At 50.7% G+C, this 26093-nt stretch carries 27 protein-coding genes and 1 riboswitch; all 27 genes read right to left on the reverse strand.

Annotated elements, in window-relative coordinates; genetic code table 11:
* The coding region (locus tag M4D81_RS26365; RefSeq protein ID WP_260068590.1) for a hypothetical protein at positions 1 to 463 on the reverse strand (463 nt) is incomplete at its 3' end.
* Positions 464 to 739: 276 nt separating this feature from the next.
* Positions 740 to 2086, reverse strand: a complete 1347-nt coding sequence (gene murA / locus M4D81_RS26370) for a UDP-N-acetylglucosamine 1-carboxyvinyltransferase (RefSeq protein WP_181469847.1) — start codon at positions 2084 to 2086, stop codon at positions 740 to 742.
* Positions 2087 to 2584: 498 nt separating this feature from the next.
* Positions 2585 to 2839 (reverse strand): DUF1146 family protein, encoded by a 255-nt coding sequence (locus M4D81_RS26375; RefSeq protein WP_071218875.1) that lies wholly within the window; start codon positions 2837 to 2839, stop codon positions 2585 to 2587.
* A gap of 588 nt (positions 2840 to 3427) precedes the next feature.
* Positions 3428 to 3832, reverse strand: a complete 405-nt coding sequence (locus M4D81_RS26380; protein ID WP_100540954.1) for a F0F1 ATP synthase subunit epsilon — start codon at positions 3830 to 3832, stop codon at positions 3428 to 3430.
* A 99-nt stretch (positions 3833 to 3931) separates the two neighbouring features.
* A complete protein-coding gene (gene atpD / locus M4D81_RS26385; protein ID WP_071218873.1) occupies positions 3932 to 5332 on the reverse strand; it encodes a F0F1 ATP synthase subunit beta in 1401 nt (466 codons plus the stop codon).
* 119 nt (positions 5333 to 5451) lie between these two features.
* The gene (atpG, locus tag M4D81_RS26390; RefSeq protein WP_071218872.1) at positions 5452 to 6312 is read right to left on the reverse strand and encodes an ATP synthase F1 subunit gamma; all 861 of its coding nucleotides are present in this window, start codon (positions 6310 to 6312) and stop codon (positions 5452 to 5454) included.
* 228 nt (positions 6313 to 6540) lie between these two features.
* On the reverse strand, positions 6541 to 8055 hold the full coding sequence (gene atpA / locus M4D81_RS26395) for a F0F1 ATP synthase subunit alpha (RefSeq protein ID WP_071218871.1): 1515 nt from the start codon (positions 8053 to 8055) through the stop codon (positions 6541 to 6543).
* 18 nt (positions 8056 to 8073) lie between these two features.
* Entirely contained in the window at positions 8074 to 8619 is a 546-nt protein-coding gene (locus M4D81_RS26400; protein WP_071218870.1) for a F0F1 ATP synthase subunit delta, read from the reverse strand.
* Positions 8616 to 9104: a F0F1 ATP synthase subunit B gene (gene atpF / locus M4D81_RS26405; RefSeq protein ID WP_071218869.1), complete on the reverse strand. Its 489-nt coding sequence runs from the start codon at positions 9102 to 9104 to the stop codon at positions 8616 to 8618. Before atpF ends, M4D81_RS26400 begins: the two co-directional genes overlap by 4 nt.
* A 98-nt stretch (positions 9105 to 9202) precedes the next feature.
* Entirely contained in the window at positions 9203 to 9415 is a 213-nt protein-coding gene (gene atpE, locus M4D81_RS26410; RefSeq protein WP_006213098.1) for a F0F1 ATP synthase subunit C, read from the reverse strand.
* Positions 9416 to 9510: 95 nt separating this feature from the next.
* Positions 9511 to 10278 carry a F0F1 ATP synthase subunit A gene (gene atpB / locus M4D81_RS26415; protein ID WP_071218868.1) on the reverse strand — a complete coding sequence of 256 codons (768 nt, stop codon included), beginning with the start codon at positions 10276 to 10278 and terminating at the stop codon, positions 9511 to 9513.
* A 34-nt stretch (positions 10279 to 10312) separates the two neighbouring features.
* Complete coding sequence (locus tag M4D81_RS26420) at positions 10313 to 10693, reverse strand: ATP synthase subunit I (protein ID WP_260068591.1); 381 nt, start codon at positions 10691 to 10693, stop codon at positions 10313 to 10315.
* Positions 10686 to 10919, reverse strand: coding sequence for an AtpZ/AtpI family protein (locus M4D81_RS26425; protein WP_071218866.1), 234 nt, complete (start codon positions 10917 to 10919; stop codon positions 10686 to 10688). The genes M4D81_RS26420 and M4D81_RS26425 overlap by 8 nt, the downstream gene beginning before the upstream one ends.
* A 175-nt stretch (positions 10920 to 11094) precedes the next feature.
* Positions 11095 to 12252: a non-hydrolyzing UDP-N-acetylglucosamine 2-epimerase gene (gene wecB, locus M4D81_RS26430; RefSeq protein WP_260068592.1), complete on the reverse strand. Its 1158-nt coding sequence runs from the start codon at positions 12250 to 12252 to the stop codon at positions 11095 to 11097.
* Between the two features lie 64 nt (positions 12253 to 12316).
* Complete coding sequence (upp, locus tag M4D81_RS26435) at positions 12317 to 12946, reverse strand: uracil phosphoribosyltransferase (protein ID WP_006213103.1); 630 nt, start codon at positions 12944 to 12946, stop codon at positions 12317 to 12319.
* Positions 12947 to 13289: 343 nt separating this feature from the next.
* Positions 13290 to 14540 (reverse strand): serine hydroxymethyltransferase, encoded by a 1251-nt coding sequence (locus tag M4D81_RS26440; protein WP_071218864.1) that lies wholly within the window; start codon positions 14538 to 14540, stop codon positions 13290 to 13292.
* Positions 14541 to 14631: 91 nt separating this feature from the next.
* Complete coding sequence (locus tag M4D81_RS26445; protein WP_260068593.1) at positions 14632 to 15216, reverse strand: TIGR01440 family protein; 585 nt, start codon at positions 15214 to 15216, stop codon at positions 14632 to 14634.
* Between the two features lie 81 nt (positions 15217 to 15297).
* Positions 15298 to 15762 carry a ribose 5-phosphate isomerase B gene (gene rpiB / locus M4D81_RS26450; protein WP_260068594.1) on the reverse strand — a complete coding sequence of 155 codons (465 nt, stop codon included), beginning with the start codon at positions 15760 to 15762 and terminating at the stop codon, positions 15298 to 15300.
* Positions 15763 to 15876: 114 nt separating this feature from the next.
* A riboswitch (ZMP/ZTP riboswitch) is annotated at positions 15877 to 15958 on the reverse strand.
* 91 nt (positions 15959 to 16049) lie between these two features.
* Positions 16050 to 16637: a low molecular weight protein arginine phosphatase gene (locus tag M4D81_RS26455; protein WP_071218861.1), complete on the reverse strand. Its 588-nt coding sequence runs from the start codon at positions 16635 to 16637 to the stop codon at positions 16050 to 16052.
* Between the two features lie 53 nt (positions 16638 to 16690).
* Positions 16691 to 17254, reverse strand: coding sequence for a manganese efflux pump MntP (locus M4D81_RS26460; protein ID WP_260068663.1), 564 nt, complete (start codon positions 17252 to 17254; stop codon positions 16691 to 16693).
* A gap of 82 nt (positions 17255 to 17336) precedes the next feature.
* Entirely contained in the window at positions 17337 to 18503 is a 1167-nt protein-coding gene (locus tag M4D81_RS26465) for an L-threonylcarbamoyladenylate synthase (protein WP_260068595.1), read from the reverse strand.
* Between the two features lie 602 nt (positions 18504 to 19105).
* Positions 19106 to 19804, reverse strand: a complete 699-nt coding sequence (gene spoIIR / locus M4D81_RS26470) for a stage II sporulation protein R (protein WP_071218858.1) — start codon at positions 19802 to 19804, stop codon at positions 19106 to 19108.
* A 218-nt stretch (positions 19805 to 20022) separates the two neighbouring features.
* Complete coding sequence (locus tag M4D81_RS26475; protein ID WP_100540968.1) at positions 20023 to 21201, reverse strand: FtsW/RodA/SpoVE family cell cycle protein; 1179 nt, start codon at positions 21199 to 21201, stop codon at positions 20023 to 20025.
* Between the two features lie 289 nt (positions 21202 to 21490).
* Positions 21491 to 22678: an FtsW/RodA/SpoVE family cell cycle protein gene (locus M4D81_RS26480; protein ID WP_071218856.1), complete on the reverse strand. Its 1188-nt coding sequence runs from the start codon at positions 22676 to 22678 to the stop codon at positions 21491 to 21493.
* Positions 22679 to 22812: 134 nt separating this feature from the next.
* Positions 22813 to 23700: a peptide chain release factor N(5)-glutamine methyltransferase gene (prmC, locus tag M4D81_RS26485; protein ID WP_260068596.1), complete on the reverse strand. Its 888-nt coding sequence runs from the start codon at positions 23698 to 23700 to the stop codon at positions 22813 to 22815.
* 4 nt (positions 23701 to 23704) lie between these two features.
* On the reverse strand, positions 23705 to 24772 hold the full coding sequence (gene prfA, locus M4D81_RS26490; RefSeq protein WP_071218854.1) for a peptide chain release factor 1: 1068 nt from the start codon (positions 24770 to 24772) through the stop codon (positions 23705 to 23707).
* Positions 24773 to 24985: 213 nt separating this feature from the next.
* Positions 24986 to 26086 (reverse strand): redox-regulated ATPase YchF, encoded by a 1101-nt coding sequence (gene ychF, locus M4D81_RS26495; protein ID WP_260068597.1) that lies wholly within the window; start codon positions 26084 to 26086, stop codon positions 24986 to 24988.
* Positions 26087 to 26093: the final 7 nt, after the last annotated feature.

The following is a 26093-nucleotide window of genomic DNA, read 5'->3' on the forward strand; positions in this document are numbered from 1 at the left end:
GCTGCGGCTCGGCCGCGGAATGCGGGCCCTGCGGCATCGCCGCCGGCCCGCCGGGGGCTGGCGCGGCGCCGTGCGCAGGCGCGACAGCGGGGCGTTCGGGCGGCGGCGTATGGGCCGCCCGCGGGCTGTGGCCGGACTCGCCGAAGGCGTCCGGCGCTCTCCCCGGGCCGCGGTGCCCGCGCGGCCCTTCCTGCATATCCTTTTTATCCGGATTGGAATCATGGCTATGTTCTTCAGTCGATCCGGCTTTCTTCTCAAGTTCTCCGGGAAAGTCCCACTTCAATACGGGAGCAGCCGATCCCTCGGATGGTACCTGGTATGATTGAGAATTTCCTTCCTTCAAATCGTCTTTTGAATCAATCGCTCGTTTTTTTCCTGCAGAACTCACATTCACCCGAACCTTTGAATCTTTCATTGCACTTCCCCCCTGTGCCTTTTTCCCCTGGTATATACTCTTGTACATGCTCCTGCACGCTCTACTTATACTTATGAGACACGGGCATTTGATAGAACTATTCTAAGAGAAAGGACAAAGTCACATGGATGAAGAACGGGGTCACTGACTGCAAGCAAGCTAGCAAAGAGTCTCCCAGTCAACCGGAATCTCAACATAAGAAAATGAATGATAGCCTATGGTGATGCATTATACAAAAAAGAAGGAGCTTCGCCCTTATCGGCAAAGCTCCTTCTCCTATACTCTATTGTGGTCTATCCTGAGTCGCCAGATCCATCCTGTTGTTTACACCCAGGTAGGTTGAACTTTGAAAACTTTTGCGTCTTCTGTTTCGCCTGCCACTTTTTTTGAAACCTTCTCCGAGCTCTGGTCCTCCGTTGAAATACGCCAGATATCCGCGCCAAGTCCAGACAGCTTTTCCGCTAAATGAACATAACCGCGATCGATATGCTGTACGCCGCCAACTTCGGTAGTCCCTTCCGAGACGAGCCCGGCTAATATCAAGGCAGCCCCTGCACGCAGATCCGTTGCGGTTACTTTGGCTCCTTTAAGCTTAGCTCCGCCCGTAACGATCGCAGAACGTCCCTCAACCTTGATCTCCGCATTCATCAGCTGGAATTCATCCACATGCATAAAGCGGTTCTCAAATACCGTTTCCGTAACAACACTTGTACCTTCGGAAACCAGCAAAAGCGCCATCATCTGGGACTGCATATCCGTTGGGAAGCCAGGATAAGGCAAGGTTTTCACATCAACCGACTTTAATGGTTTGTCAGCGATAACGCGAATCCCATTCTCGTCCGGTTCAATGGTAATCCCCATCTCTTCCATTTTGGAAATAACCGGTCCAAGGTGGTCCGCAATGGCTCCTTCCACATATACATCCCCGCCCGTGATCGCAGCCGCAGCCATGAAGGTGCCTGCTTCAATCCGGTCAGGAATCACGTTATGCTTGACGCCATGCATCTGCTCAACGCCCTCGATCCGAATCACACCCGTGCCCGCACCGCGAACTTTGGCACCCATCGCATTCAGGTAATTCGCTAAATCGACAATTTCCGGCTCTTTCGCCGCATTTTCGATTACCGTGATTCCTTCAGCCAATGTAGCAGCCATCATAATATTTTCAGTAGCACCTACGCTGGCTACGTCCAAATAGACCTTCGCCCCACGCAATCTGCCATTGCTTTTAGCTTCAATATATCCTTGTCCGAGGCTGATCTCTGCCCCGAGAGCTTCAAATCCCTTTAGGTGTTGGTCAATGGGTCTTGTGCCGATAGCACATCCTCCGGGAAGCGAAATCCGGGTTCGTCCACAACGTGCCAATAAAGGCCCCATGACCAGAAAAGACGCCCGCATCTTCCGCACCCATTCATAAGGCGCTTCACATGTCGTTATGTGCTCTGCATTCACACGTATCACTTCATCCTGATATGTAATGCCCGCACCAAGCGACTCCAATACTTTACTGATTGTAATTACATCGTCAAGAGGAGGCGCGTCAATAATAACACTTTCCCCAACTTCCCCTAGTAGAGAGGCAGCGATGATCGGAAGAACTGAATTTTTTGCTCCGCTGACTTTGACGCTTCCGGTCAGTCTTTTGCCACCGCGGACGATAAATTTGCTCATCATGGTTTCCCTCCGCGTCCATAATTTTCCTGATTGCGTGTGTTAGTAATTAGTTGTTGCTAATTCCCTAACTTTCATCTTAACATTAGAGATTTCCGCTAAACAAGCGATTTTCGAACTATTTATGACATCTGTTTCGGTGTCCACATCAGGTTTCAGAAATCCATGATGCCACCTTATGAAGCATCTGTTATCCGCAGTATGGACCTACGAAAGGTACCATGACCGACCAGCACTTGTCAATGCATAACAATTACCGGGTGAACATTATAGTCCGGAAGTCATACCGTCCGCCCGATCAATTTCTTATTTTAAGTGTTAACATAATAAAATGCGTTTATTCGACATCTTCTCTCCAAGCAACCTAACAGAGATATAACCATTCATGCCGCAATTAAAACAGACGAGTAAAATATCGCCAAACACATAACCAACATGCAACAAATGTTGATTACTAGCTGCAGCACCTCGTGTTATGTATGACGCTCATTCTCTGCGTTAAAATATATATCGGATCATTTGACTCCATGTAATATAGTCAATTAGGAATTCAGCCACGAATCGTCCAAGCACCACCGCCAGCAGCAAATGCAGCAGCTTTCCCTGCGGCCCTTTTGGATGACGGACAATCAAATCCAGCTTCAGTTGTTGTAATGCCCACCAAGCCAGTGCGATACAGATCAGCGAAATGACAATAGACAACAACCCGTTAACACCTACAGCACTGATTGAATTAGATAAATCCTGGTTCATACTCCCTCCTCCTTCATAAATTATCCTGCCCTGTTCAGGACCGACTCTTCTATAATACTTGGCTGGAGGCTAAGAATCCAGCACTTTCTATACGACATTTCCTCGGAAATAATTAAGTTTATCGACAACTTCCCAAAACGATCATGTATGCGCTATTAGAGGAAGCCTAATTTTCCATTTATTACACTTGAAAAATACATCCAGTAGCCAAAATCATAGTATAGTTTTATAATTCGAACTTCTATTTATACCGATGATATAACAAAAATATACCCAGTCTTTGAAAATAATAATGTTCACAGACCAGGTATAGCTGAAATAGGGTTACAAAAGGTGAATATTTATGCATTAAATAAATCTATGCCTCAGGTCCTTTCTATAAGTAATCGATGGCTGTGGACCCAGTCACGCCACCAATCAAAGGTGTATACCATCGGCCCCATTGTCCCAATAGAAATATCCACCCTATATGTGATTTGGGAGAATCGAGTACTTTCATAACAAATATGGGATTTCAACTCCCAGTAATAGAGCACAAAAAAGACAGCTTGGCTGTATCATTACAGCAAGCTGTCCTCGTTCACCTTATTAGTTCCGCGTCACTTTAATCCGGTTCATCGCTCTTTGCAGAGCCATTTCCGCGCGACGATGGTCAACTTCATCTTGTCTTCCCTTCGCATTCAGGCGGGTCTCCGCTCTTTCCTTCGCGGCTTCCGCACGCTCCAGATCGATTTCTTCCGCTTTCTCTGCGCTTTCCGCCAGGATGACAATCTTATCTTTGCGGACTTCGACGAAACCGCCTTGTACCGCAAACGGGGTTCTCTGGTTACCGATCTTCACATAAACTGGCGCTATCTGAAGCGGCGTAACAAAGGAAATATGACCAGGTAAAATGCCCAGTTCTCCCTCGACCCCACGCACCGTAACACTATTCACCTGCTCTGAGTAGACCAGGCGGTCCGGCGTTACGATTTCCAACAAAATGGTGCTCACTTCCATCCCTCCTCACCGTTTTCCGCAGAAAACTCGCGCAGCAGACCTCACAGACTCGCAAGAAGTACTGTTCCGGTCTGCCGATCACGGAGCGTCAGCTTACAATGTTTTAGCTTTTTCAACTGCCTCTTCAATCGTACCTACGAACAGGAAAGCCGCTTCCGGAAGGTGGTCATACTTGCCTTCCAGGATCTCTTTAAAGCTGCGTACAGTTTCTTTAACCGGTACATATTTACCCGGGATGCCGTTGAACTGCTCGGCAACGTGGAAAGCTTGGGAAAGGAAGCGTTGAACACGACGAGCACGTCCAACAATCGCTTTATCTTCCTCGCTCAGCTCATCCATACCGAGGATCGCAATGATATCTTGAAGCTCATTATAACGAGCCAAAATTTTCTTAACGCCTTGAGCGACGTTATAGTGCTCTTCACCAACAATTTCCGGAGCCAAGATACGGGAACTGGATGCAAGCGGATCTACCGCAGGATAGATACCCATCTCGGAAATTTTACGCTCCAGGTTCGTCGTTGCATCCAAGTGAGCAAACGTTGTAGCTGGAGCCGGATCCGTATAGTCATCCGCCGGTACATAGATAGCCTGGATGGATGTAACGGAACCTTTTTTGGTAGAGGTAATCCGCTCTTGCAAGCGTCCCATTTCGGATGCCAGCGTTGGCTGGTAACCTACCGCGGAAGGCATACGACCGAGAAGGGCGGATACTTCGGAGCCCGCTTGAGTAAAGCGGAAGATGTTGTCGATAAAGAGAAGTACGTCTTTACCTTCTTGATCACGGAAATATTCCGCCATTGTCAAACCGGTCAACGCTACGCGAAGACGGGCACCCGGAGGCTCGTTCATTTGACCGAATACCATCGCGGTTTTGCTGATAACGCCGGAATCGCTCATCTCGTGGTAAAGGTCGTTCCCTTCACGAGTACGCTCCCCTACGCCGGCGAATACGGAAATACCGCCGTGTTCTTGAGCGATGTTATTGATCAATTCCTGGATCGCAACGGTTTTACCTACGCCGGCACCACCAAACAGACCGATCTTACCGCCTTTTTGGTATGGAGCAAGCAAGTCGATTACCTTAATACCCGTTTCAAGCATTTCCGCTTGCGTGGAGAGCTCATCATAAGCAGGAGCTTCACGGTGGATCGGGTTATTAATTTCGGATACGACGGCACCTGCATTATCGATCGGCTCACCCAATACGTTAAATACACGGCCAAGTGTAGCCGAACCTACAGGAACCGTAATCGGTCTGCCCAAATCCACGGCTTCGATACCGCGAACGAGACCATCCGTGGATGACATCGCGATACAACGAACCAGATTATCACCCAAATGATTGGATACTTCCAAAGTCAAATCAACCGAGCGGCCGCCTTCCAGCGTTGCTTCAATCTTGACAGCATTAAAAATCTCGGGAAGATGACCGCGCTCAAATTCAATGTCAACTACAGCACCTGTAATGCTGACAACGCGTCCTTTTTTCATTGATTCGTTTTCCCTCCTACCCGCTCACCTCTAGCGGTGAACGATGATCGTAAAAGCGGCTTATTCATGACATGGCCGCATATCCGTAAAGTACTAAATTAAGAATTCAGAGCCGTGCATTATTGCTGAGCGTTTGCTCCGCCCACAATCTCGGAAATTTCCTGCGTAATGGCAGCCTGACGAGCACGGTTGTAAGTGAGGTTCAACTCGTTGATGATCTTGCTTGCATTCTTCGTTGCAGCTCCCATAGCAGTCATCTTCGCACCCAGCTCACTTGCCTTCGCATTCAGCATCGCACTGAAAATCAGTGTTTCCGCATATTTCGGAAGCAGCACCTCAAGCACGCCTTCAGGAGACGGTTCATACTCATAACCCGTCAGGTTCTCAGCGCTGCCAATGTTCTCCATCGGCAGAAGCTTGGAGATCTCCTGGAGCTGAGTCAAAGCATTCACGAATTGGTTATAGCACACGTATAACTCATCGATCTGACCCAGCTCATATTGATGAACCGCCGCATTAGCGATGGTCTTAATATCTGCATAGGTCGGACTATCGGATAAATCGGTGAGTTCCTCAACAACCGGAAGTTCACGACGGCGGAAATAATCCCGTCCTTTACGTCCGATTACAAACAGGCAATACTCATCCTTGGACTGATGGCGTTCTGCGATGAAGTTCGATACTTTTCGCAAAATGTTGGAGTTTGATGCACCAGCAAGACCGCGGTCGGAAGTGATCACCAGATAACCGGTTTTCTTCACTTCACGCTTTTCCAGCATCGGATGGCTGATTCCCTTGGTTCCAGCAGCAATGCTGCCAACCACTTCTTTCAGCTTCTCGGAGTATGGAAGTGCGGAGGTTGCCTTCTCTTGAGCTCTTCTCAGCTTGGCGGCAGCAACCATTTCCATCGCCTTGGTGATCTGCCTTGTGTTCTGAACACTCTTGATCTGCCGCTTAATATCACGTAATCCTCTTGCCATGTTTTCACCACCTTAAAGCTTTGGCGAAGCCAAAGCTAAACTTCGTAAGCAATCACCTAGCTTTGGCGAAGCCAAAGCTAACTTCGTACGCGTAGACTAAGCTTTGGCTAGGACCAAAGCCGTACCTTTTGTAAAAATCACTTTGGTCACAGCCAAAGCTACATTCCATATGATGAAAGAGGATGCCGGGCTTACCCCGGCTCCCCTCCTATTACTTACCTGAGGAGCTTAGACCGAAGCGGCAAAGCCCTTCTTAAATTGATCGATTGCCGCTTTCAATGCGTTTTCGTTATCGGACGTCAGATCCTTCGTATCCGTAATGGATTGAAGAATTTCCGGTTTATTGCTTCCAATAAAAGCAAGGAATTCGCTCTCGAAACGACGAACATCAGCAACCTCGATATCATCGATATATCCTTTAACGGCTGCGTATAAGCTAACCACCTGTTGTTCTACGGATAACGGCTGGTTTACACCCTGTTTCAGGATTTCCATCAATCTTGCACCACGGTTCAAACGAGCCAAGGTTGATTTATCCAGATCGGATCCGAACTGGGAGAACGCCTGGAGCTCACGATATTGCGCAAGATCCAGCTTCATGCCGCCTGCAACCTTTTTCATCGCTTTGATCTGCGCGGAACCACCGACACGGGATACCGAAATACCGACGTTAATCGCTGGACGCTGACCGGAGTAGAACAACTCAGACTCCAGGAAGATCTGTCCATCCGTAATCGAAATTACGTTGGTTGGAATGTATGCAGATACGTCAGAAGCCTGTGTTTCAATAAATGGCAGCGCGGTTAATGAACCACCACCAAGCTCATCGTTGAGCTTCGCTGCACGTTCCAGCAAACGGGAGTGTAGGTAGAAAACGTCACCCGGATAAGCTTCCCGACCCGGAGGACGACGGAGGAGCAAGGACAACTCACGGTATGCTGCTGCTTGTTTCGACAAGTCATCATAGATGATAAGTGCATGCTCGCCCTTGTACATGAAGTACTCACCCATTGCGCAGCCTGCGTATGGAGCGATGTACTGCAGTGGAGCCGGCTCAGAAGCCGAAGCCGTAACAACAATCGTGTACTCCAGTGCGCCATGACGGCGAAGCGTTTCAACCACCTGTGCTACAGTGGATTGTTTTTGCCCAATGGCTACATAGATACATTTAACACCGCTACCTTTTTGGTTCAGGATCGTATCGATTGCAACGGTGGTTTTACCCGTTTGGCGGTCACCGATGATCAGCTCGCGCTGTCCGCGGCCGATAGGTACCATCGCGTCGATCGCTTTAATACCTGTCTGCATAGGCTCATGTACGGATTTACGGTCGATAACGCCTGGTGCGCTGCTCTCAACTGGACGGTAGGCAGCCGCTTCGATCGGGCCTTTGCCGTCAAGCGGTTGACCCAGCGGATTGACAACGCGTCCTAGCAGAGCTTCACCTACAGGAACCTCCATAATACGTCCTGTGCGCTTAACCTGATCGCCTTCCTTGATTTCAGAGTAAGGTCCCAGGATAACGACACCGACATTGCTCTCTTCAAGGTTCAGCGCCAGACCGAACACGCCGTTCTGGAACTCCAAAAGTTCCCCGGACATCGCGTTCTCCAGGCCGTACACGCGAGCAATACCGTCACTTACTTGAATTACCGTACCTACTTCAGAGACAGTGATATCGGATTTATATTCTTCAATTTGACTTTTGATTAAAGTACTGATTTCTTCAGGTCTGATACTCAACGTTTTCACCCCTATCTACTATGCTCGTCTATTAAAAGACTTTTCAAGACGTTCCAGCTTCCCGGCAAGGCTTCCGTCATAAAGCTTATCACCAATGACAACTTTCAGGCCGCCGAGCAAACTCTCGTCCACAACATTGGTCACCCGGATATTCTGATGTGCTAACTGCCCGAATTCCGAAGCTACCTGTTCTTTTTCCTGATCGCTAAGCGGGTAGGTGGAGTACACAGTGGCGTCCGCCAATCCTAAGCTCGCACCTTGTATCTTCACATAACTGTTCAGCAGTTCAGCGAACATTTCTGTACGCCCTCTGTCGAGAAGCAATTCGATCGTGTTCAATACAGGCTGCGATACCTTCCCTGCCAACGCCTGGCTGATTACGTTCATCTTCACGGACTGGGGAATATTCGGCGTGGAGATGAATTTCTGAATGTCGGCATCGCCTTCAATGGCATGCACAACAGCGCGCAATTCCTCTTCCACTTCCAGACCCTTCTGCTGCTGAGCCGCCACTTCGAACAGCGCCCGCGCATACCGCTTGGCTGCTACTGTATTTTGGCTCATGGTCTGCCTCCTACCTCTTTAAGGTATTGATCCACCAGTTCTTCTTGAGCTTTGTCATTCTTCACTTCCCGTTCAATCAGCTTGGTAGCGATTTTCACGGAAACACTGCCGATTTCACTGCGAAGCTCGTCGACGGCTTTCGTCTTCTCACTCTCGATTTCACGTATGGCATCCACTTTGATGCGATCCGCTTCCTCTTTTGCCAGTTCCAGAATCTGTTCAGCCTGCTTGCTGCTCGTTTGCTTGGAACGTTCGATGATCTCGTGAGCTTCTTGACGCGCTTGGTTCAGTGCTTGCTTTTGCTCTTCAACATAGACATGTGCCTGCTCGCGAGTCTTGGAAGCTTCGTCGATCTGGCTCACGACCAATTCCCGACGCTGCTCCATGATTGCAAACAATTTACCGAAAGCATATTTATGAAGCAGAACATACAGAATAGCAAATGCAAGAATTGAGATTACAATATTCTCCCAAAGTACTTCCATGGATGAAGTCACTCCTTTCCGTTAATGCGAATTGCAGTTCTTAACAAAACGAAGGCGCGGATGGCATCGGCCCTCCCCGCCAAACCGTTGTATTCTTATTAAGAAAACATAATCAAGAAAGCAATAACGGTAGCAGCGAGTGGAACTACCTCGACGATACCAACACCGATAAACATTGTCGTTTGCAACGGACCACGAGCTTCCGGTTGACGAGCGATAGATTCTACTGTTCTACTTACGATCATACCGTTACCCAGACCTGCGCCCAATGCGCCCAAACCTACTGCAATAGCTGCTGCTAAAAATTCCATTGATAAATATCCTCCTTAAATTTGGTTCAAATTTGGTTAATATAATATATCTCTTTCGAAAGTGCCGATATGCCGGCATATTTCGGCCGAGCTTATTAATGCGCTTCTTCTTCGTGAACCGTGGTTTGTGCAATATAAACCATGGTCAAGATTGTAAAGATGAAAGCCTGCAATGCTCCGATAAATATACTGAACCCTTGCCATACAGCCAGGAACGGTATTCCGAGGAATCCCATCTTCAGGATTACCGTGATGAGCACCTCACCTGCGAAGATGTTGGCAAACAAACGGATTGCCAGTGCGACCGGCTTGGCCAAGTTCTCAATGATATTCAGCGGTAAAAACACCGGGAACGGTTCAATATAGTGTTTCAGGTAATGCTTGCGGTTCAGCTTCAGACCCAAATAGTTCATAAGGAAGAATACGACGATCGCCAGACCCGCAGTAATGGATATGTCTGCTGTCGGCGATTTCCACCAGAGAACGTGAGCCATATGACCATCATGAAGATCTTTCGTCGCTTCGATCGTCTGCCCAAACACTTGAAAGTTAGCAGGCAAGTCTGTGATGATAGCAAACGGCAATCCAAGCACGTTGGCTACGAAGATGAATATAATCAAGGTCAGGCCCAACGAAATGTAAGGCTTCCCTTTTTTCAAATCCATAGCGCTAGCTACGATGCCTTGCACAAATTCTACGACCCACTCCATGAAGTTTTGCATTTTGGAAGGGTTTTCGACAGACAGATTACGAACGGCCAGCCGTGCCATTACAAAGACAATAATACAAGTTACTAGCAACATAATGACGGCTGATAGATCAAGTCGAAATCCACCTAAATCAATAATCGGTGAATCATGCATAAGATTGTTTTCACCCCTTTCCAATTAGCGCTTATCAATTCTTCATTCTCAAACCAACAATAATGCTGACAGGAATCATCAACAGTTGGGGAATAAACAGGCCAATGATCGTCGCGCCGAGCGATACTTGTTCGAGCTTGGCTGCCATCATCACGATTAGAAACGCGATGCAAAGTCTTGTGACGAATCCAAAGCTGAACCGTCTGCGCTCCTGGCTCACGGCCAAGTCCACAAGCTGCCTCACTTTAATGGAAAGAAAGCGAACGTTGAACAAGCCGCCAACAATACCCAGTATCAGGCCTGATACCTCAGGTCGATAATCCGGATATAATGCCCATCCCAGAAATAAAGCAGATAATAAGAGTATCGATACTCTAGTCACACCGTTCACAATGGATGTTGTCAAATCATTCACTTTGCGCCCCCAAATACTTCTTAATGAGAAGAGCGATATTCAAAATCCCTACAAAGAGCCCCGAAAGCGTACCAATGGCAAGCCACACTCTGGGCCCGTCCAAATGATTCATGAGCCATCGCCCGGTAAAAAAACCGATGAGAATGTAAGCGGCAAGCAAACCGCCTGCCCCGCTAATGTATAGCGCTATCAACCAAGGGTTATCTTGACTTTTCGGATTTTTCATATGAACCTCTAATCCCAACTCATTTTACTGAATATAACAAGAGTTTGTCAATGAATCGATTTGATGGATTTACCGTGTAAAATCGGCGTTTTGAGCAGTCTAAATTGCGCAAAACGCCGCGGTAACCGTACAGTTCAACTGTATGCTGTCCCCTTGCTCATCAGAATACGGTAAACTATACCTTTGTGAACATTCTGTGAAATTCTTCTGGACGCTCTTTTCGGATGCCGAAATGGTGCAAAATCGCATTGACAATCCGCTGTGAAGCTTGTCCATCGCCATACGGATTAGCAGCTTTGCTCATCTTTTCGTAGAGCTCTTGATCCGTCAGGAGAACCTTGATCCGGTCATACACATTCTCTTCTTGTGTACCCACCAGCTCCAAGGTACCTGCTTCGATGCCTTCTGGACGTTCAGTCGTATCCCGAAGCACCAGCGTCGGCACGCCGAATGACGGAGCTTCCTCCTGCATGCCGCCGGAATCCGTAATGATGAAATGCGTATGGGTGTAAATATTGTTCATATCCACGACATCCAGCGGATCAATCAGCTTGATGCGCGGGTGATCTCCCAGAATGCGATGAGCTGGCTCTTTAACAGCTGGACTCGGATGTACAGGATATACGATGGCAATATCCTCAAATTCATCGGCAATGCGCTTTACCGCTTCAAATATTTGACGATGCGGCTCCCCTTGGGATTCGCGGCGGTGTGCCGTCATCAGGATCAAGCGTTTGCCCTTCGCCCAGTCCAGAACCGGATGGGTATAACCTTCGCGCACCGTGTACTGGAATATATCCGTAGCCGTGTTACCCGTTACATAAATGCGGGAATCCGGTTTGTTCTCCTTGCGGAGATTCTCAGCGGACCAGTCCGTCGGCGCAAAGTGAAGATCAGCAAGCACGCCGGTCAGCTGACGGTTCATCTCTTCCGGATAAGGATTCAGCTTGTTCCATGTGCGCAGACCCGCCTCCACATGGCCGACCTGAATCTGCTGCAGAAAGGCTGCATAGCTGGCCAGGAACGTTGTCAGCGTATCGCCGTGCACCAATACAATATCCGGCTTGGCTTCACGCAGAACAGGCTCAAGACCCTCCAGGACGCGCACGGTGATCTCGTTGAGCGTCTGACGGTCCTTCATGACATCCAAATCATAATCCGGAACAATCTTGAACACATCCAGCACCTGATCCAGCATTTGCCGATGCTGCGCAGTAACACAAACGACCGATTCGATATGCTCAGGGTGACGTTGAAGCTCTAGAATTAGCGGCGCCATCTTGATGGCTTCGGGGCGGACCCCAAATATCGTCATCACTTTCACTTTTGACATGTTTGAAAATACCCCTCTTTGCTTGTTTTCAAATATCAAGACGTACGAGTGACTGGCTTGACTCTTATTTCGTGCCGTACAGCCGATCCCCTGCATCACCAAGGCCCGGTACGATGTAACCATGGTCGTTAAGACCCTCATCGAGAGCAGCAACATAAATGTCCACGTCCGGGTGAGCATCATGGACAGCCTTCACACCTTCCGGTGCAGCCACGAGGTTCATCATCTTGATCTGGGTGCAGCCGCGTTTCTTCAGCACGTCGATAGCAGCGATAGCGGATCCGCCCGTCGCGAGCATCGGATCAATGACGATCAATTCCCGTTCCGTCACATCGGTTGGAAGCTTCGTATAATATTCAACAGGCTGAAGCGTTTCGGGGTCACGGAACAATCCGACATGCCCTACCTTTGCCGCTGGAAGCAGCTTGACAACGCCGTCCAGCATGCCCAGACCGGCGCGCAGGATCGGAACCAAGCCGAGCATGCGGCCGGAAATGACTTTCCCTTGGGTTTCAGCTACCGGCGTCTGCACGGATATCGATTCAAGAGGAACCTCCCGCGTAATTTCATAAGCCATCAAAGTCGCGACTTCGTCTACCAATTCGCGAAAGTCTTTTGTGTTAGTCCGCATATCGCGGATGAATGTAAGTTTGTGTTGAATCAACGGGTGATCACAAATCACCAATTTTCCCATGTCTGGTCCCTCCGGTTTGAGTACAAATGTTATTTCAATATGGGCGTAAATATTTGTGAGCTCCATAAATCCTGTCTATTATATCATTCCCTATAGTCAATTGACACCTGCACGGGTCATGTTTTATTCCATGAGTTTTTGACCTTATAACGGAATCGGATCTTCTTCTGCCCTAGACCTAGGTTTTCCATTCTCGCCTATATTGATGCTAACCGCGAAAGGGCCTGACTGGGAAAATGAGAGCATAGCAATCTGGCCAGAATGTTCATAGCTCCTAAGAGGACCCCACCTGCATCAGGCGGGGTCCTCTTATCATAGGCTTCTTATGCGAAGGAAACTGTGATTAATATTTCATTTCAGCATAGAGAGGGTATTGATCTGTAAGCTCAGCCACCAAACGGCCTGCTTTTTCAAGCGTTGCCTCGTCTTTCGGCTGCTTCAAAGTCATGGCAATAATTTTCGCGATGGTAACCATCGCTTGCTCATCCATACCGCGGGAAGTAACCGCAGGGGTACCAATACGGATACCGCTCGTTACGAACGGGCTGGTCGGATCAAACGGGATGGCATTCTTGTTCACGGTAATCCCGATGGAGTCCAGAACTTTCTCCGCGTCTTTGCCGGTGATGTCCAGATTACGGGTATCCACCAGCATCAGGTGGTTATCGGTTCCGCCGGAAACAATGTTCAGGCCTTCCTCGATCAGGGTATCGGCCAGCACTTTCGCATTCTTCACGACATTCTCTGCATACGTCTTGAAAGACGGATCCAAGGCTTCGCCAAGCGCAACGGCTTTGGAAGCAATCACATGCATGAGCGGGCCGCCTTGGGAGCCGGGGAATACCGCTTTATCAATCGCTTGCGCCCAAGCTTTTTTGCACAGAATCATACCGCCGCGAGGCCCGCGAAGCGTCTTATGCGTCGTTGTCGTTACAAAATGGGCATGCGGAACCGGATTCGGATGAAGACCTGCTGCAACGAGTCCTGCAATATGAGCCATGTCGACCATGAACAACGCGCCTACGTCATTGGCGATGGCAGCAAGCTTTTCAAAATCAATAATGCGAGGATAGGCACTTGCACCCGCCACGATCAGACGAGGGCGATGCTTGAATGCCGCTTTGCGGACTTCGTCGTAATCGATAAGGAACGTGTCTTCTTGCACGCCGTAGGCAACGAAATTGTACAGAAGACCAGAAGCGTTAACCGGGCTTCCGTGAGTCAAATGGCCGCCATGGGCCAGGTTCATGCCGAGCACGGTATCTCCGGGCTTCAGGGCTGCCAAATATACCGCCATGTTCGCTTGGGCACCGGAGTGCGGCTGAACGTTGGCATGCTCGGCTCCGAACAATTCTTTGGCGCGGTCACGGGCGATATCTTCCACGATATCCACACGCTCACAGCCACCGTAATAGCGTTTGCCAGGGTAGCCTTCCGCATATTTATTCGTCAGCACCGTCCCCATTGCTTCCATAACCGCTTCGCTGACAATATTCTCAGAGGCAATCAGCTCAATGTTGCTACGTTGACGCTTCAGCTCCAAATCCATCGCTTCCAATACAGCCGGGTCACTCTTCCGCAAATGTTCCATCATGTTCATATCCTCCCATAATCCATCGTTATTTTTTCTTGCAAATTTAAAAACTACAAGTAGTCATCATTGAAAAAGCGAGTTCTCATTCGAATCAATCGCACAGCGTGGAATCATCACTCTGCTCGAGTCGGTACACCGCACGTTCTCCGCCGATCAGCTTGGGCCGGGTATAAGCCGCAGTTACGCGCGCCTCCCCGATATAACGCTCGGTTGGCCGGAACGGAACCGCCACTCTCCGCAAATGCATGCCGATCAGCGTCTCGCCGATATCGACACCCGCATGGGCTTCAATCGATTCCGCAAGGCAGGGCTCCTTCATGCTGCGGTAAGCTGCGGAAGCCATCGACCCGCCCGCACCCGGAATGGGAACTGCCGCCACTTCCGTCAAGCCCAGTCGCTCGAGCAGCTCGCGTTCCATGACAAGCGCACGGTTCAGATGCTCACAGCATTGATAGGCCACCGCAAAACCGAATTCCGTTTGAGCCTCGGCAATGCCCTGAAGGAGTTGCTGCGCCGTTTCAAGAGCGCCGCCCGTACCGATTCGGCGCCCAACTACTTCACTGGTGCTGGCTCCGATGACCAGCACTTTACCCGGGCCTAAAACGGCCACTTTGGCCAGTTCGCGGACAATACGCGCTGTCTGTTCGTTCAAGGAAACCTTGGAGATATCCGTCATGTCACAGTCCTCCCGATGATTTTTTCACAGAAGATGCTTCAATCCCATATCACGATAGCCGCAGCTGCATTACGCGTTCACTTATCGCGATTCATTCTTCAGGTAACGCTCCTCGATGGCCTTGATCTTGTTCACGCGGCCGACATGGCGCTCGCCATGACTGAAATCCGTCGTCAGCCATGCGCTGACGATTTCGGCAGCAAGTCCGGGACCGACGACACGCTCACCCAGCGCAATCACGTTGCTGTCGTTATGCTCGCGCGTCGCTTTAGCTGAGAACACATCATGTGTCAGCGCGCAGCGAATGCCAGGCACCTTGTTGGCCGCTATGCTCATGCCGATCCCCGTACCGCAGATCAGAATGCCGCGGTCCGCTTCACCCGAGACGACCTTCTCGCACACCGGAAGGGCATAATCGGGATAATCCACGGAATCGGAACAGCCGCAGCCCAGATCCTCCACCTCGTGGCCAAGACCCCGAATGACTTCCATGATCTCCTCTTTCAGACGAATGCCGGCATGATCCGTACCCAATGCAATTTTCATCTATGAAAAACCCCCTCGTATGTTCGCTTTTGCGTTTTAGCTTGTTTCATTATAACCCAAATCGGGCGCAAAAGACGAAAAAAGAGCAGTCGGCGCACGTATTGTGCTCCAAATGCTCTTTGCCCAGGCGACCGGCCGTATATTCCGATGCTCCATCGTGGTTTCATCCACTTCGTCGCCAGTTACACCGGATCATTTGTTTTTCAACTTCATCTTAAAGCAATACCATGCGAAAGGCAAGTGGCTTTTCAGCCCAATGCAAGGCTTCATATCTCTAAAAGCTAGGCTTAGTTATGCCGATCCGCTTCCAGCTTGTCCAAAAGACGGAACAACGCCGTCCGTATCTCTGCGGCCGTCGCTTCATATTCCTCCCGCGAGCCTCCGAAAGGGTCGGAGATATCGAAGCTCGGGATGCGCTGACGCAGCTCGATCAGACGCTCCCGGTCACGGTCGCTGACATCGTGGCCCAGAGATCTGGCCAGCTCAAGCGCTGCATACAGACTATCCTGCTCCCGCAGATCGTCCAGCACCCGGCGGTCATCCTCAACGAACTCTTTCAGCGTGTGCATCTTGTCTGCGGCGTGCGGAAACTGCCTTATAGCATACTGCTTATGCGACTGGGTCAGCGTCAGAATCAGGTCCGCCCATTCTACAAGGTTCGCGGTCAACGGCTTGGACACCAAGCGTTCCTGGATATCCTGGTCTCGCAGGATGGATTCCGCATGATGGGACACCGGCATTCCATCCACGGCCGAGACACCGGCGGACTTCGTTTCCAGCGGAATGCCCCGTTGTTTGGCAAGCTTGCGCAGCATGCCTTCCGCCATTGGACTGCGGCAGGTATTTCCCGTGCAGACAAACAATATATTTTTCACGGTCCGTTCCTCCCGTTCGTAGGTTCTTTGGGGTTATTGTAACAAATATTGCGTCAAAAAATAAACATGGTGCCAAAGATAACCAAAATCAGTCCGCCCAGCATTTCACCGTACTCCCCCAGCTTATTGCTTACCTGACGGCCAAGCAGCAAACCGAGAATGGACAGCAAACCGCCCACGACCCCGAAGGAAATTACGATTAACAGCACATCATCCACAAACATTCCGAGGGAAACGCCTACCGAGAAGGAGTCGATGCTGACGCTAAGCGAAAACAGCAGCATGCCTAAAAATGCGGTAGGATGTATTCGCTGTCCCTCTCCGCCCCGCAGGGCGTTATACATCATATGCCCGCCCAGTAAAAGCAGCAGCCCGCCGGCAGCAAGCCCTGTGACGTGGCCCAGTAACATGCCAACATAGCGGCCGGCAAATAAGCCCAGCAGCGGCATCAGCATGTGAAACAACGCGATCATGAAGCTGATGCCCAGCATATGGCCTAAGCGCATACCGCCTCTCATTCCAACTCCGATTCCAAGCGAAAATGCGTCTAGCCCGAGTGCAACCGCCATCAGCAGAATCGCCGCAAGCTGTCCCGATTGGACAGACGCCTCCAGCATGCCCATTCCCCCAAGTCCCATGGTCTTGTACACCATATGCGGACAAGGGGTAAATGATGCCAACAGCGTTCATGCGGCTGCTTTAATTCACGTCGATGATGTGGTGTCCCGCGGCCTTGAGCAGCCGGTTCATGACGGCTGCTCCGAGGCCCTGCTCCGGGCACGCTTCGGCCAGGATGAAGGTTGCGCCTTCATCATCGAACCGGCGCAGGCCGGCGTACAGCCGGCGGGCCGCTTCCTCCGGCGCGGCCAGGCTGCCGAGCGAGACGGCAACGTCCGCGCGGTAGTGACCGATGTGCTCGTCAAACGACAGCACGCCGGTCACCTCCCCGCGTCGGGCAGCCGCCTCAAGCTCGGCCGCGATGCGTGCCGACACCGCGTCGGCACGCGGGCCCTGCACCACGCACATCGCACCCTTCGGTGCGTAGTGCGTGTACTTCATGCCCGGCGAGCGCGGCGCCGGGCTCTCCGCCTCCCCGGCGGCGCGATGCAGCGCCGGGTCCATGCGCACGCTTGCCGCAACCGCGGCAAGCTGCTCGGCCGTGACGCCGCCCGGGCGGAGCACCGTGACGGCGCCGTCTTCGCCGACTTGCACCACCGTCGACTCGACGCCCACCCCGGCAGGGCCGCCGTCGAGGACGCCGTCGATCGCCCCGGCCAAATCCTCCAGGACATGGCTGGCCAGCGTCGGGCTTGGCCGACCGGAACGGTTCGCGCTCGGCGCAGCCAGCGGACGCCCGGCGGCGCTGATCAAGGCCAGCGCCACGTTGTGATTCGGCATCCGCACGGCAACGGTATCGAGCCCTGCCGTCACACGAGGGGATACGGCACCCGGTTTAACGGGCAGCACCAGCGATAGCGGCCCAGGCCAGAACCTTGCCATCAGCGCCCTTTCTGTCTCATTCACATGACGGACCAAACCGTCAAGCTGAGTTAGCTCTGAAATATGCACGATCAATGGATTGTCCGACGGCCGGCCCTTCGCGGCAAAGACACGCTCGACCGCTTCCGTATTACCGGCGTCTGCGCCAAGCCCGTAGACTGTTTCCGTCGGAAAGGCCACGGTTCCGCCCCGCTCGAGCATCTGCCCCGCTTCCTGCAGCGCCTGCTTCGCCTCCTTCTCCAAACTCAAGCTCTCCCTGGAAAGCGAGTTCGATACATGCCACACCTGGGTTGAATTTGCAGCAGCCTCGCGGAAGCCGTTATCCCGCAGCTGGCTAGGTTCCATGCCATTCCCGTTCTGTTCCATTCCTATCCCAAACTTTCTGTATATGAATTATATAAACTCCAACGCATGTGTTGCCTATGCCCCAAAATAAAAAGCGCTTTTCGTTCTTCAGTCCCGTGCCGGTTCCCATTCAAACCAGTCGCGCCAAAGAGAAAGCACTCTTCTAGAGGTTGTTCAAAAAGTCCGCTTTTGATAAGAAAACCAATCGAGGTCAATTCAGAGCTGAGCGACCGCGATTCGGAAGTAGGTTTTCTTGCGATATAGAATTCCATCAACTCCGTTGATAACTTATAAATCCTATATCTAACACGAAGCGAATCAGGAAGCAGCTCGGTATCGAATCTTGAATTCAGCCGGGCCTAAGTGGATGCTTACGAAGTCATGTTTCCTGCGGAAACATCTTAGGTGCTCACGTACCCAAAACAGCAGATGCTTTCGAAGGCGTTTTCTGAAAACGTGTAGCTCCGCTCCTCACTCCCTAGCTTCATCCAACTGAAGCGTTTTGGAAAAACGCACATCGGAAGCATAAGCTTCGGTGCTGAAAATCCGACTTTTTGAACTCGCACTTCTACTTCAAAGTTTATCATACCCGATCAGGATTGAAAATCAACTCGTTTATAATCCTAGAACAAGCTTACCACCCAGTTCCAAATGCCAAGGAACATATCCCACAAGAAGAAGCGGACCTCCGGTTCACTGTCGCCTGCATTCTTCGGTGTTTCCTCTTGGGAAGCCTCGTCGCCGGCCTCTGCTGAAACCGTTTGGATACCTGTGTCAACAGGCTGCGCCGCCGCATCCCCGCTGCCACCATCGATGAAACAAAGCGGCGGGAACAAGACGCACCACCAGTTCTGCCCTTGACCTTCACCTAACGTAATCCGCAGCGCATCGTAATCGCCGGCCGGATACACCGTCCCCCCGTATAACTTCGTCGGAAACGGCACAACGCCAAGCTCTACGGTGTAACTGTACGTAATCCCTCTTTTCTTCAACTCTTCACCCACCAATTGGCGGATTTCCGGAAGATGCTGCCGGGTTAATTCTTTGGCGTCTTCCAGGCTTTGCGGGTTCTCCAGCTGCAGGACCCAGAGCTGCATTTGCTCAACGACCGAATCACGAATCTCTCTTTTGACCAGTTGATCGGACGGGCTATCGGAATTCGCCAATATGCGAAGTCGTATCGATTCCTGAGGGATCGGACCGCCAACAACGGAAGCATCAATCTGCTGTCCTTCCCAAGCCATGATGACCATAAACATACAGGATAAGAGCACAACCATTTTTTTTACGATAATTCGGAGGGTTTCACTATAATTTTTCATCTCGGACAACCGCCTCTCTATGAACGAAACTCTATGATGCTATCAGTATGTCCGCAGGCAAAAGATATAAACGTTGAATCTAGCAATTTCGATAAAAATTCATAGATTGGTGCAGCATGAACCAAAAAAAGATGCGATCCCCAGTCGGAATCGCATCTTCGTTAAGATCGGTTATTCAGTTCGTCTCCGTGATTATGGAGCTTCCCGCATAGAATAGCTTACGCCTGCTTAGAAGCCGCCGGGCGATAGGCATGCGGATCCGGCATATCTTCCTCCACTTCCTGGCCATGCAGCTTGACGCTCATGGCGACCCCGAGGCTCGCCATACTGATCACAAGGGATGTCCCCCCGTAACTGATGAAGGGCAGCGTAATCCCCGTCAGCGGCATCAAACCGATAAACATGCCGATATTCTCGAAGATCTGATATAGGAACATGGCCACGATCCCTATAATGAGAAACGGCCCCGCACGCTCCCGGGATTCCAGGGAGATCAGGATCAGCCGATGGATCAGGATGAAATATAACAGAAGCAGAACGGATGATCCGATAAACCCGAATTCCTCGGCAATCTGCACAAATATGGAATCGGAGTACGCATAAGGCACTCTGCCCGACTGGATCGACGATCCCTGCATGTAGCCCTCGCCGCTCATGCCGCCCGAGGCGATGGCAAGCTTCGCATTCGTCGTATGATAGCTGGCCTTGGCGGTCGCCTTCTCCGGATAGAGCCACGGATCAATCCGTTCCACCCAGTGCGGCTTCAGTATTTTCGATTCCAGCAGCTCATCATGATAATGAATATAGGCCTGAGCGCCGCCGAAGGCCACGCCTGCCACAAGCGCAAGCCCAATGAGCGCATGGGAGAACTTGACGTTCCCGATCCAGAGCAGCCCCAGCAAAATGACGACATAACTGAGCGCGTTACCCAGATCATTCTGGGCCATGACGAGCACAAAAGGCACGAATGCCAAAAGTCCAATCGGAACAACGTCCTTCCAGAAGGACAGCAGCGGTTTGTTTTTGCGCACCAATACAAAAGAAAGGAAAATAATCAGGATCAGCTTGAACAATTCCGCCGGCTGTATACTTAAACTGCCAATGTAAATCCAGCCTTGGGCACCGTTGATATCCTTACCGATAAACATAACGAGGACCAGCACGGCCAAGCCGCCCAAGTAAATATATTTAGCATATTTAATCAACAACCGGTAATCCAGCAGACTTATTCCGAAAAAGGCAATGAAGCCGACAATATAAAAGGCAATCATGCGAAGATGAGAGCCTTCGAATTTGGTGTCAACGGTTGTGCTGTATATCGACGTAATGCTGATACCCATCATCAAAACCAGTACGAAAACAATAACGTAATCCATCTTCTTAAATTTTTGAAGCATGCTTTATGGTCCCCCTGTGCCCGAAGCTGTTAGCCCCGGTTTGCCTATACAGGCATATAACGATTATTCGAAAAAAAAGTTTGACACTGCTTATCGTTGATAGAGACGAAAGCCTAAAGGCAGCACTGCGATGGAGCGTTTCAAGGAGTATGCCAGCCCCTATGAAATATTCTAAAAGATTTCCTCCTCTAATACAATTCACGGGCCCTCCTGTAGTTACCAGCAAAAAATACAAAAGAGATGCTGCTCTCGATAGCATCTCTCTGAATCTAAATCCCAATAAACCGAATCAAGCCTGTTTGGGCGGAGCGGAACGGTACGTTTGAGGATTGGGCATATCCTCCTCCACTTCCTGTCCATGCAGCTTCACACTCATGACGACCCCGAGACACGCCATATTAATGATGAGTGAGGTTCCGCCATAACTGATGAAGGGCAGCGTAATCCCGGTCAAAGGCATCAATCCAATAAACATGCCGATATTCTCAAAGATTTGATACAGCAGCATGGCAACAATACCGATGATTAGAAACGGACCTGCTTTGTCCCGACTTTCCAATGATATCAAAATTATCCTGTGAATGAGTATGAAATATAACAACAACAGAACGGAAGAGCCGATGAAGCCATATTCCTCTGCAATTTGCACAAAAATCGAATCCGAATACGTATAAGGCACACGTGAGGATTGTACGGAGCTCCCCTGCAAGTACCCTTCCCCGCTCATACCGCCGGAAGCAATGGCCAGCTTGGCGTTGTTCGTATGATAACTCGCCTTCGCGGTAGCTTTTTCGGGTACCAGCCATGGATCGATCCGTTCCATCCAATGACCGCGGCTCTCCATGATTTTCGATTCTTTAATTTCATCATGATAGTGGATATAGGCCTGGGCTCCACCAAATGCAATCCCTGCTACAAGCAGCAATCCGATAAGAGCGTGCGAGAACTTCACATTACCGATCCATAACAGCCCAAGCAAGATGACAATATAACTTAGTCCATTACCCAAGTCATTCTGCACCATGACAACGGCAAACGGAATAAACGTCAATAGCCCAACCGGTACGATGTCCCGCCAAAAAGACAACTTCGCTCTGTTCTTACGGATAAGAATATAGGTGATAAATATGATCAGCACCAGCTTAAACAACTCTGCAGGTTGAAAATCAACGATACCGAGATTAATCCAGCCCGTGGCATTATTTTTGGTCTGGCCGATGAAGGAAGGCAGCAAAAGGGTTAATAACCCTCCGATGTATATGTGCAGTGCGTATTTATTCCATAAACGATAATCAATCAAGCTGAGTCCGAAAAAGGCTGCGAATCCGAGGATATAAAATATCGCCATCTTGATATGGTGTTTTTCGAATCCGATGGTGTCGAGCGTGGCACTATATATCGATGTAATACTGACAACCATTAGCATCAACAGTACAAAAACGATAACAAAATCAATCTTCTTGAATTTCTGAAGCATGCTTTGGTCCCCCTGTGCCCGGAGCTGTAAACACTGATTTGCCGATTGAGGCCATGTAACGATCTGAACGACAACACCCCATTTAATCGGCTCAGCCCATCATCTATTTTAAAAGATATTCTTCCAGAACACAATTAACGGGATATTCCCAAGACATGCCTGTCAATGCCCGCCAAATCCGGCACCGTGACGATTTCCTTCCAGTGCCCTGCACTCCGTAAAAGCTCTGCCACATCCCCGGCTTGGCCCATGCCCAGCTCAAAGGCAATCATCCGCGGCGGCGTTGACAGCAAGGGCAGCTGCTCCATCATGATCCGGTACGGATTCAATCCGTCCGGCCCCCCATCCAGTGCCGTTCGCGGTTCATAGTCTCGGACTTCCGGCTGCAGTCCCTCGATATCTTCCGCCGGAATGTAAGGCGGGTTGGAGACGAGGATGTCCGGCGCCATGCCGGCGAACGGTTCCAGCAAGTTCCCCTGCCTAAACTCTACATCGGCATTCAGATGCTTCGCATTACGCGCAGCAACCTCAAGCGCCTCAGGCGAAATATCGCTCGCCAGCAAATCCCACGCCGCCTCCTGCAATGCCAACGTAATGGCAATGGCACCGCTACCGGTGCCTATGTCTATGGCCTTTAGTTTTTTTGATCGCGGAGTGAGCTCCCGGCCATACTTCAGCACCGCTTCCACGAGCAGTTCCGTTTCCGGACGCGGAATGAGAACCGCCGACGTGACTTCAAACGGCCGGCCGTAAAATTCCTGCTCGCCGATAATATACTGCGCAGGGACGCCCTGCGCCTTGCGATTGATGACGTCCTCCAAGGCATAGCGCCGGTTCGCCGGAAACGGCTCCGCAAGCGCCATATAATATGAGGTTCCCGACAATCCCAGCACATGCTCCAGCAGCAGCTGCGCATTCCGCTGCGGCTCCATCACCCGCATGCCATCTAAAAAAGAAGAAGCCTCCACAAAGGCTTCTCTTATGCTGCGCTGCGGCGTTAATTCAAATCTCGTCCGCTTCAAAGCGTTATACTCCTTTTTCCATCGCTTCAGCCTGCTCCGCAAGGGTCAGCGCCGAAACGATCTCTTCAATCTCCCCGTTCATCACTTGATCCAGCTTGTGAACGGTAAGTCCGATTCGGTGGTCGGTTACACGGCTTTGCGGGAAGTTGTACGTACGAATCCGTTCACTGCGGTCACCTGTACCTACTTTGCTCTTCCGCTCACCGGCATATTTCGCTTCTTCCTCTTGGCGCATCATATCAAAGATACGGGCCCGGAGCACCTGCAGCGCCTTCTCCTTATTGGAGTTCTGCGATTTGCCGTCTTGGCACGTAGCCACGATCCCCGTCGGGATATGCGTTACGCGTACCGCCGATTTGGTGGTGTTAACGGATTGACCGCCTGCACCACTAGAGCAGAAGGTATCCACGCGGATGTCCTTGTCATGGATCTCGATGTCCACTTCTTCCGCCTCCGGCATGACCGCCACGGTGGAGGTGGAGGTATGGATACGACCGCCGGATTCCGTTGCCGGAATACGCTGAACACGGTGCGCGCCGCTCTCGAATTTCATTTTGCTGTATGCGCCGCGGCCATTGATCATGAAGATGACTTCCTTGAAGCCGCCCAGATCGTTCGTGTTCACGTCCATGAGCTCAACCTTCCAGCCTTGAGTATCCGCATAACGGGTATACATCCGGTACAGGTCGGAAGCAAACAGCGCCGCCTCGTCACCGCCGGCAGCGCCGCGAATCTCGATGATCACGTTCTTGTCATCGTTCGGGTCCTTCGGCAGCAGCAAAATCCGAATCTTCTCCGCCAGCTCTTGCTCGCGCTGGGTAAGCTCCTCGATCTCCATTTTCACCATTTCGCGCATTTCGTCATCCAACTTTTCGCCCTGCATGGTTTTGGCAGCTTCGAGCTCTTCAATTACATTTTTATATTCAACATAAGCCTCATAAGCAGGCTGTAAATCGGATTGTTCTTTGGAATAATCCCTGAGCTTCTTGGAGTCATTAGCGACATCGGGATCGCACAACAGCTCACTTAACTTCTCGTAACGGTCCGCAAGGGATTGTAATCGGTCCAACAAAGGAATTCACCTCTCTAAGATATATTCCTGAAGATATGCCTTTTTGCACTCCATTTCGCATCACAATGAAGTGTAAACGACTTTTTATTTTACCATGAAACGACGCATTTGACTAGCAGGCAGTTGACCGCACGGAATGGTTCTCCCCTTCAAAAAAACCACGGTCCCATGCACAAAGTGACATGGAGCCATGGCCTTTGAATCGTTCAATTCCTACACATTGAAACGGAAGTGCATCACATCGCCGTCATTCACAACGTACTCTTTGCCTTCCAGGCGAAGCTGTCCGCGTTCCTTCGCGCCGTTCATCGATCCGGCTGCAACGAGGTCATCGTAAGCTACAACCTCTGCACGAATGAAGCCGCGTTCGAAGTCGGTATGAATCACGCCTGCCGCTTGCGGAGCCTTCGTTCCTTTACGGATCGTCCAGGCACGTACTTCCTGCACGCCCGCCGTAAAGTAAGTGTACAATCCCAGCAGACTGTAAGCAGCCTTGATGAGACGGTTCAAACCGGATTCTTCCAGACCCAGCTCCTCAAGGAACATCGCTTTGTCCTCGCCCTCAAGCTCGGCAATCTCGGCTTCAACCTTCGCGCTGATCGGAACCACGAGTGCGTTCTCCGCAGCCGCGAAATCACGAACCTGCTGCACGAAAGGATTGCTGTCGGCTTCCGTAACACCGTCTTCGCTCAGGTTAGCCGCGTATAGCACCGGCTTCAATGTCAGCAGGTGCAAATCGCGAACAATCAGCTTCTCATCATCGCTCAGCTCCACGCTGCGTGCCGGTTGATCGTTGTAAAGAGCTTCCTTCAGACGCTCCAGCAGTTCTACTTCCTGAACATACTGCTTGTTGCCGCCCTTCATGTTCTTCTTCGCACGGTCAATCCGCTTCTCCACGCTGTCGAGGTCCGCAAGGATCAGCTCCAAATTAATCGTCTGGATATCGCTGACCGGGTTCACTTTACCGTCAACGTGGGTAATGTTCTCGTCTTCAAAGCAGCGAACAACATGAACGATGGCATCCACTTCACGGATATGGGCAAGAAACTTGTTCCCAAGACCTTCCCCTTTGCTCGCCCCGCGGACCAAGCCCGCGATGTCCACGAATTCAAAAGCGGTTGGTACCGTTTTGTTCGGTTGAACCAGCTCGGTCAGCTTGTCGAGGCGCTCATCCGGCACTTCCACAACACCGACGTTTGGATCAATCGTACAGAACGGATAGTTGGCCGATTCGGCGCCCGCTTGCGTGATCGCATTAAACAATGTTGATTTGCCGACGTTTGGCAAACCGACGATTCCTGCTTTTAAAGCCATTTATGTG

Origin of the sequence: Paenibacillus sp. p3-SID867, from assembly GCF_025142895.1 — a bacterium.
Classification (GTDB): domain Bacteria; phylum Bacillota; class Bacilli; order Paenibacillales; family Paenibacillaceae; genus Paenibacillus_AQ.

Coding starts and splice junctions, on each gene's coding strand:
- murA (WP_181469847.1), bottom strand. CDS start 2,086: ATGAGCAAATTTATCGTCCGCGGTGGCAAAAGACTGACCGGAAGCGTC.
- M4D81_RS26375 (WP_071218875.1), bottom strand. CDS start 2,839: ATGAACCAGGATTTATCTAATTCAATCAGTGCTGTAGGTGTTAACGGG.
- atpD (WP_071218873.1), bottom strand. CDS start 5,332: ATGAAAAAAGGACGCGTTGTCAGCATTACAGGTGCTGTAGTTGACATT.
- atpG (WP_071218872.1), bottom strand. CDS start 6,312: ATGGCAAGAGGATTACGTGATATTAAGCGGCAGATCAAGAGTGTTCAG.
- M4D81_RS26400 (WP_071218870.1), bottom strand. CDS start 8,619: ATGAGCCAAAATACAGTAGCAGCCAAGCGGTATGCGCGGGCGCTGTTC.
- atpF (WP_071218869.1), bottom strand. CDS start 9,104: ATGGAAGTACTTTGGGAGAATATTGTAATCTCAATTCTTGCATTTGCT.
- atpE (WP_006213098.1), bottom strand. CDS start 9,415: ATGGAATTTTTAGCAGCAGCTATTGCAGTAGGTTTGGGCGCATTGGGC.
- atpB (WP_071218868.1), bottom strand. CDS start 10,278: ATGCATGATTCACCGATTATTGATTTAGGTGGATTTCGACTTGATCTA.
- M4D81_RS26425 (WP_071218866.1), bottom strand. CDS start 10,919: ATGAAAAATCCGAAAAGTCAAGATAACCCTTGGTTGATAGCGCTATAC.
- wecB (WP_260068592.1), bottom strand. CDS start 12,252: ATGTCAAAAGTGAAAGTGATGACGATATTTGGGGTCCGCCCCGAAGCC.
- upp (WP_006213103.1), bottom strand. CDS start 12,946: ATGGGAAAATTGGTGATTTGTGATCACCCGTTGATTCAACACAAACTT.
- M4D81_RS26440 (WP_071218864.1), bottom strand. CDS start 14,540: ATGATGGAACATTTGCGGAAGAGTGACCCGGCTGTATTGGAAGCGATG.
- M4D81_RS26445 (WP_260068593.1), bottom strand. CDS start 15,216: ATGACGGATATCTCCAAGGTTTCCTTGAACGAACAGACAGCGCGTATT.
- rpiB (WP_260068594.1), bottom strand. CDS start 15,762: ATGAAAATTGCATTGGGTACGGATCATGCCGGCATTCGTCTGAAAGAG.
- M4D81_RS26460 (WP_260068663.1), bottom strand. CDS start 17,254: ATGCTGGAGGCGTCTGTCCAATCGGGACAGCTTGCGGCGATTCTGCTG.
- M4D81_RS26465 (WP_260068595.1), bottom strand. CDS start 18,503: ATGGAACAGAACGGGAATGGCATGGAACCTAGCCAGCTGCGGGATAAC.
- spoIIR (WP_071218858.1), bottom strand. CDS start 19,804: ATGAAAAATTATAGTGAAACCCTCCGAATTATCGTAAAAAAAATGGTT.
- M4D81_RS26475 (WP_100540968.1), bottom strand. CDS start 21,201: ATGCTTCAAAAATTTAAGAAGATGGATTACGTTATTGTTTTCGTACTG.
- M4D81_RS26480 (WP_071218856.1), bottom strand. CDS start 22,678: ATGCTTCAGAAATTCAAGAAGATTGATTTTGTTATCGTTTTTGTACTG.
- ychF (WP_260068597.1), bottom strand. CDS start 26,086: ATGGCTTTAAAAGCAGGAATCGTCGGTTTGCCAAACGTCGGCAAATCA.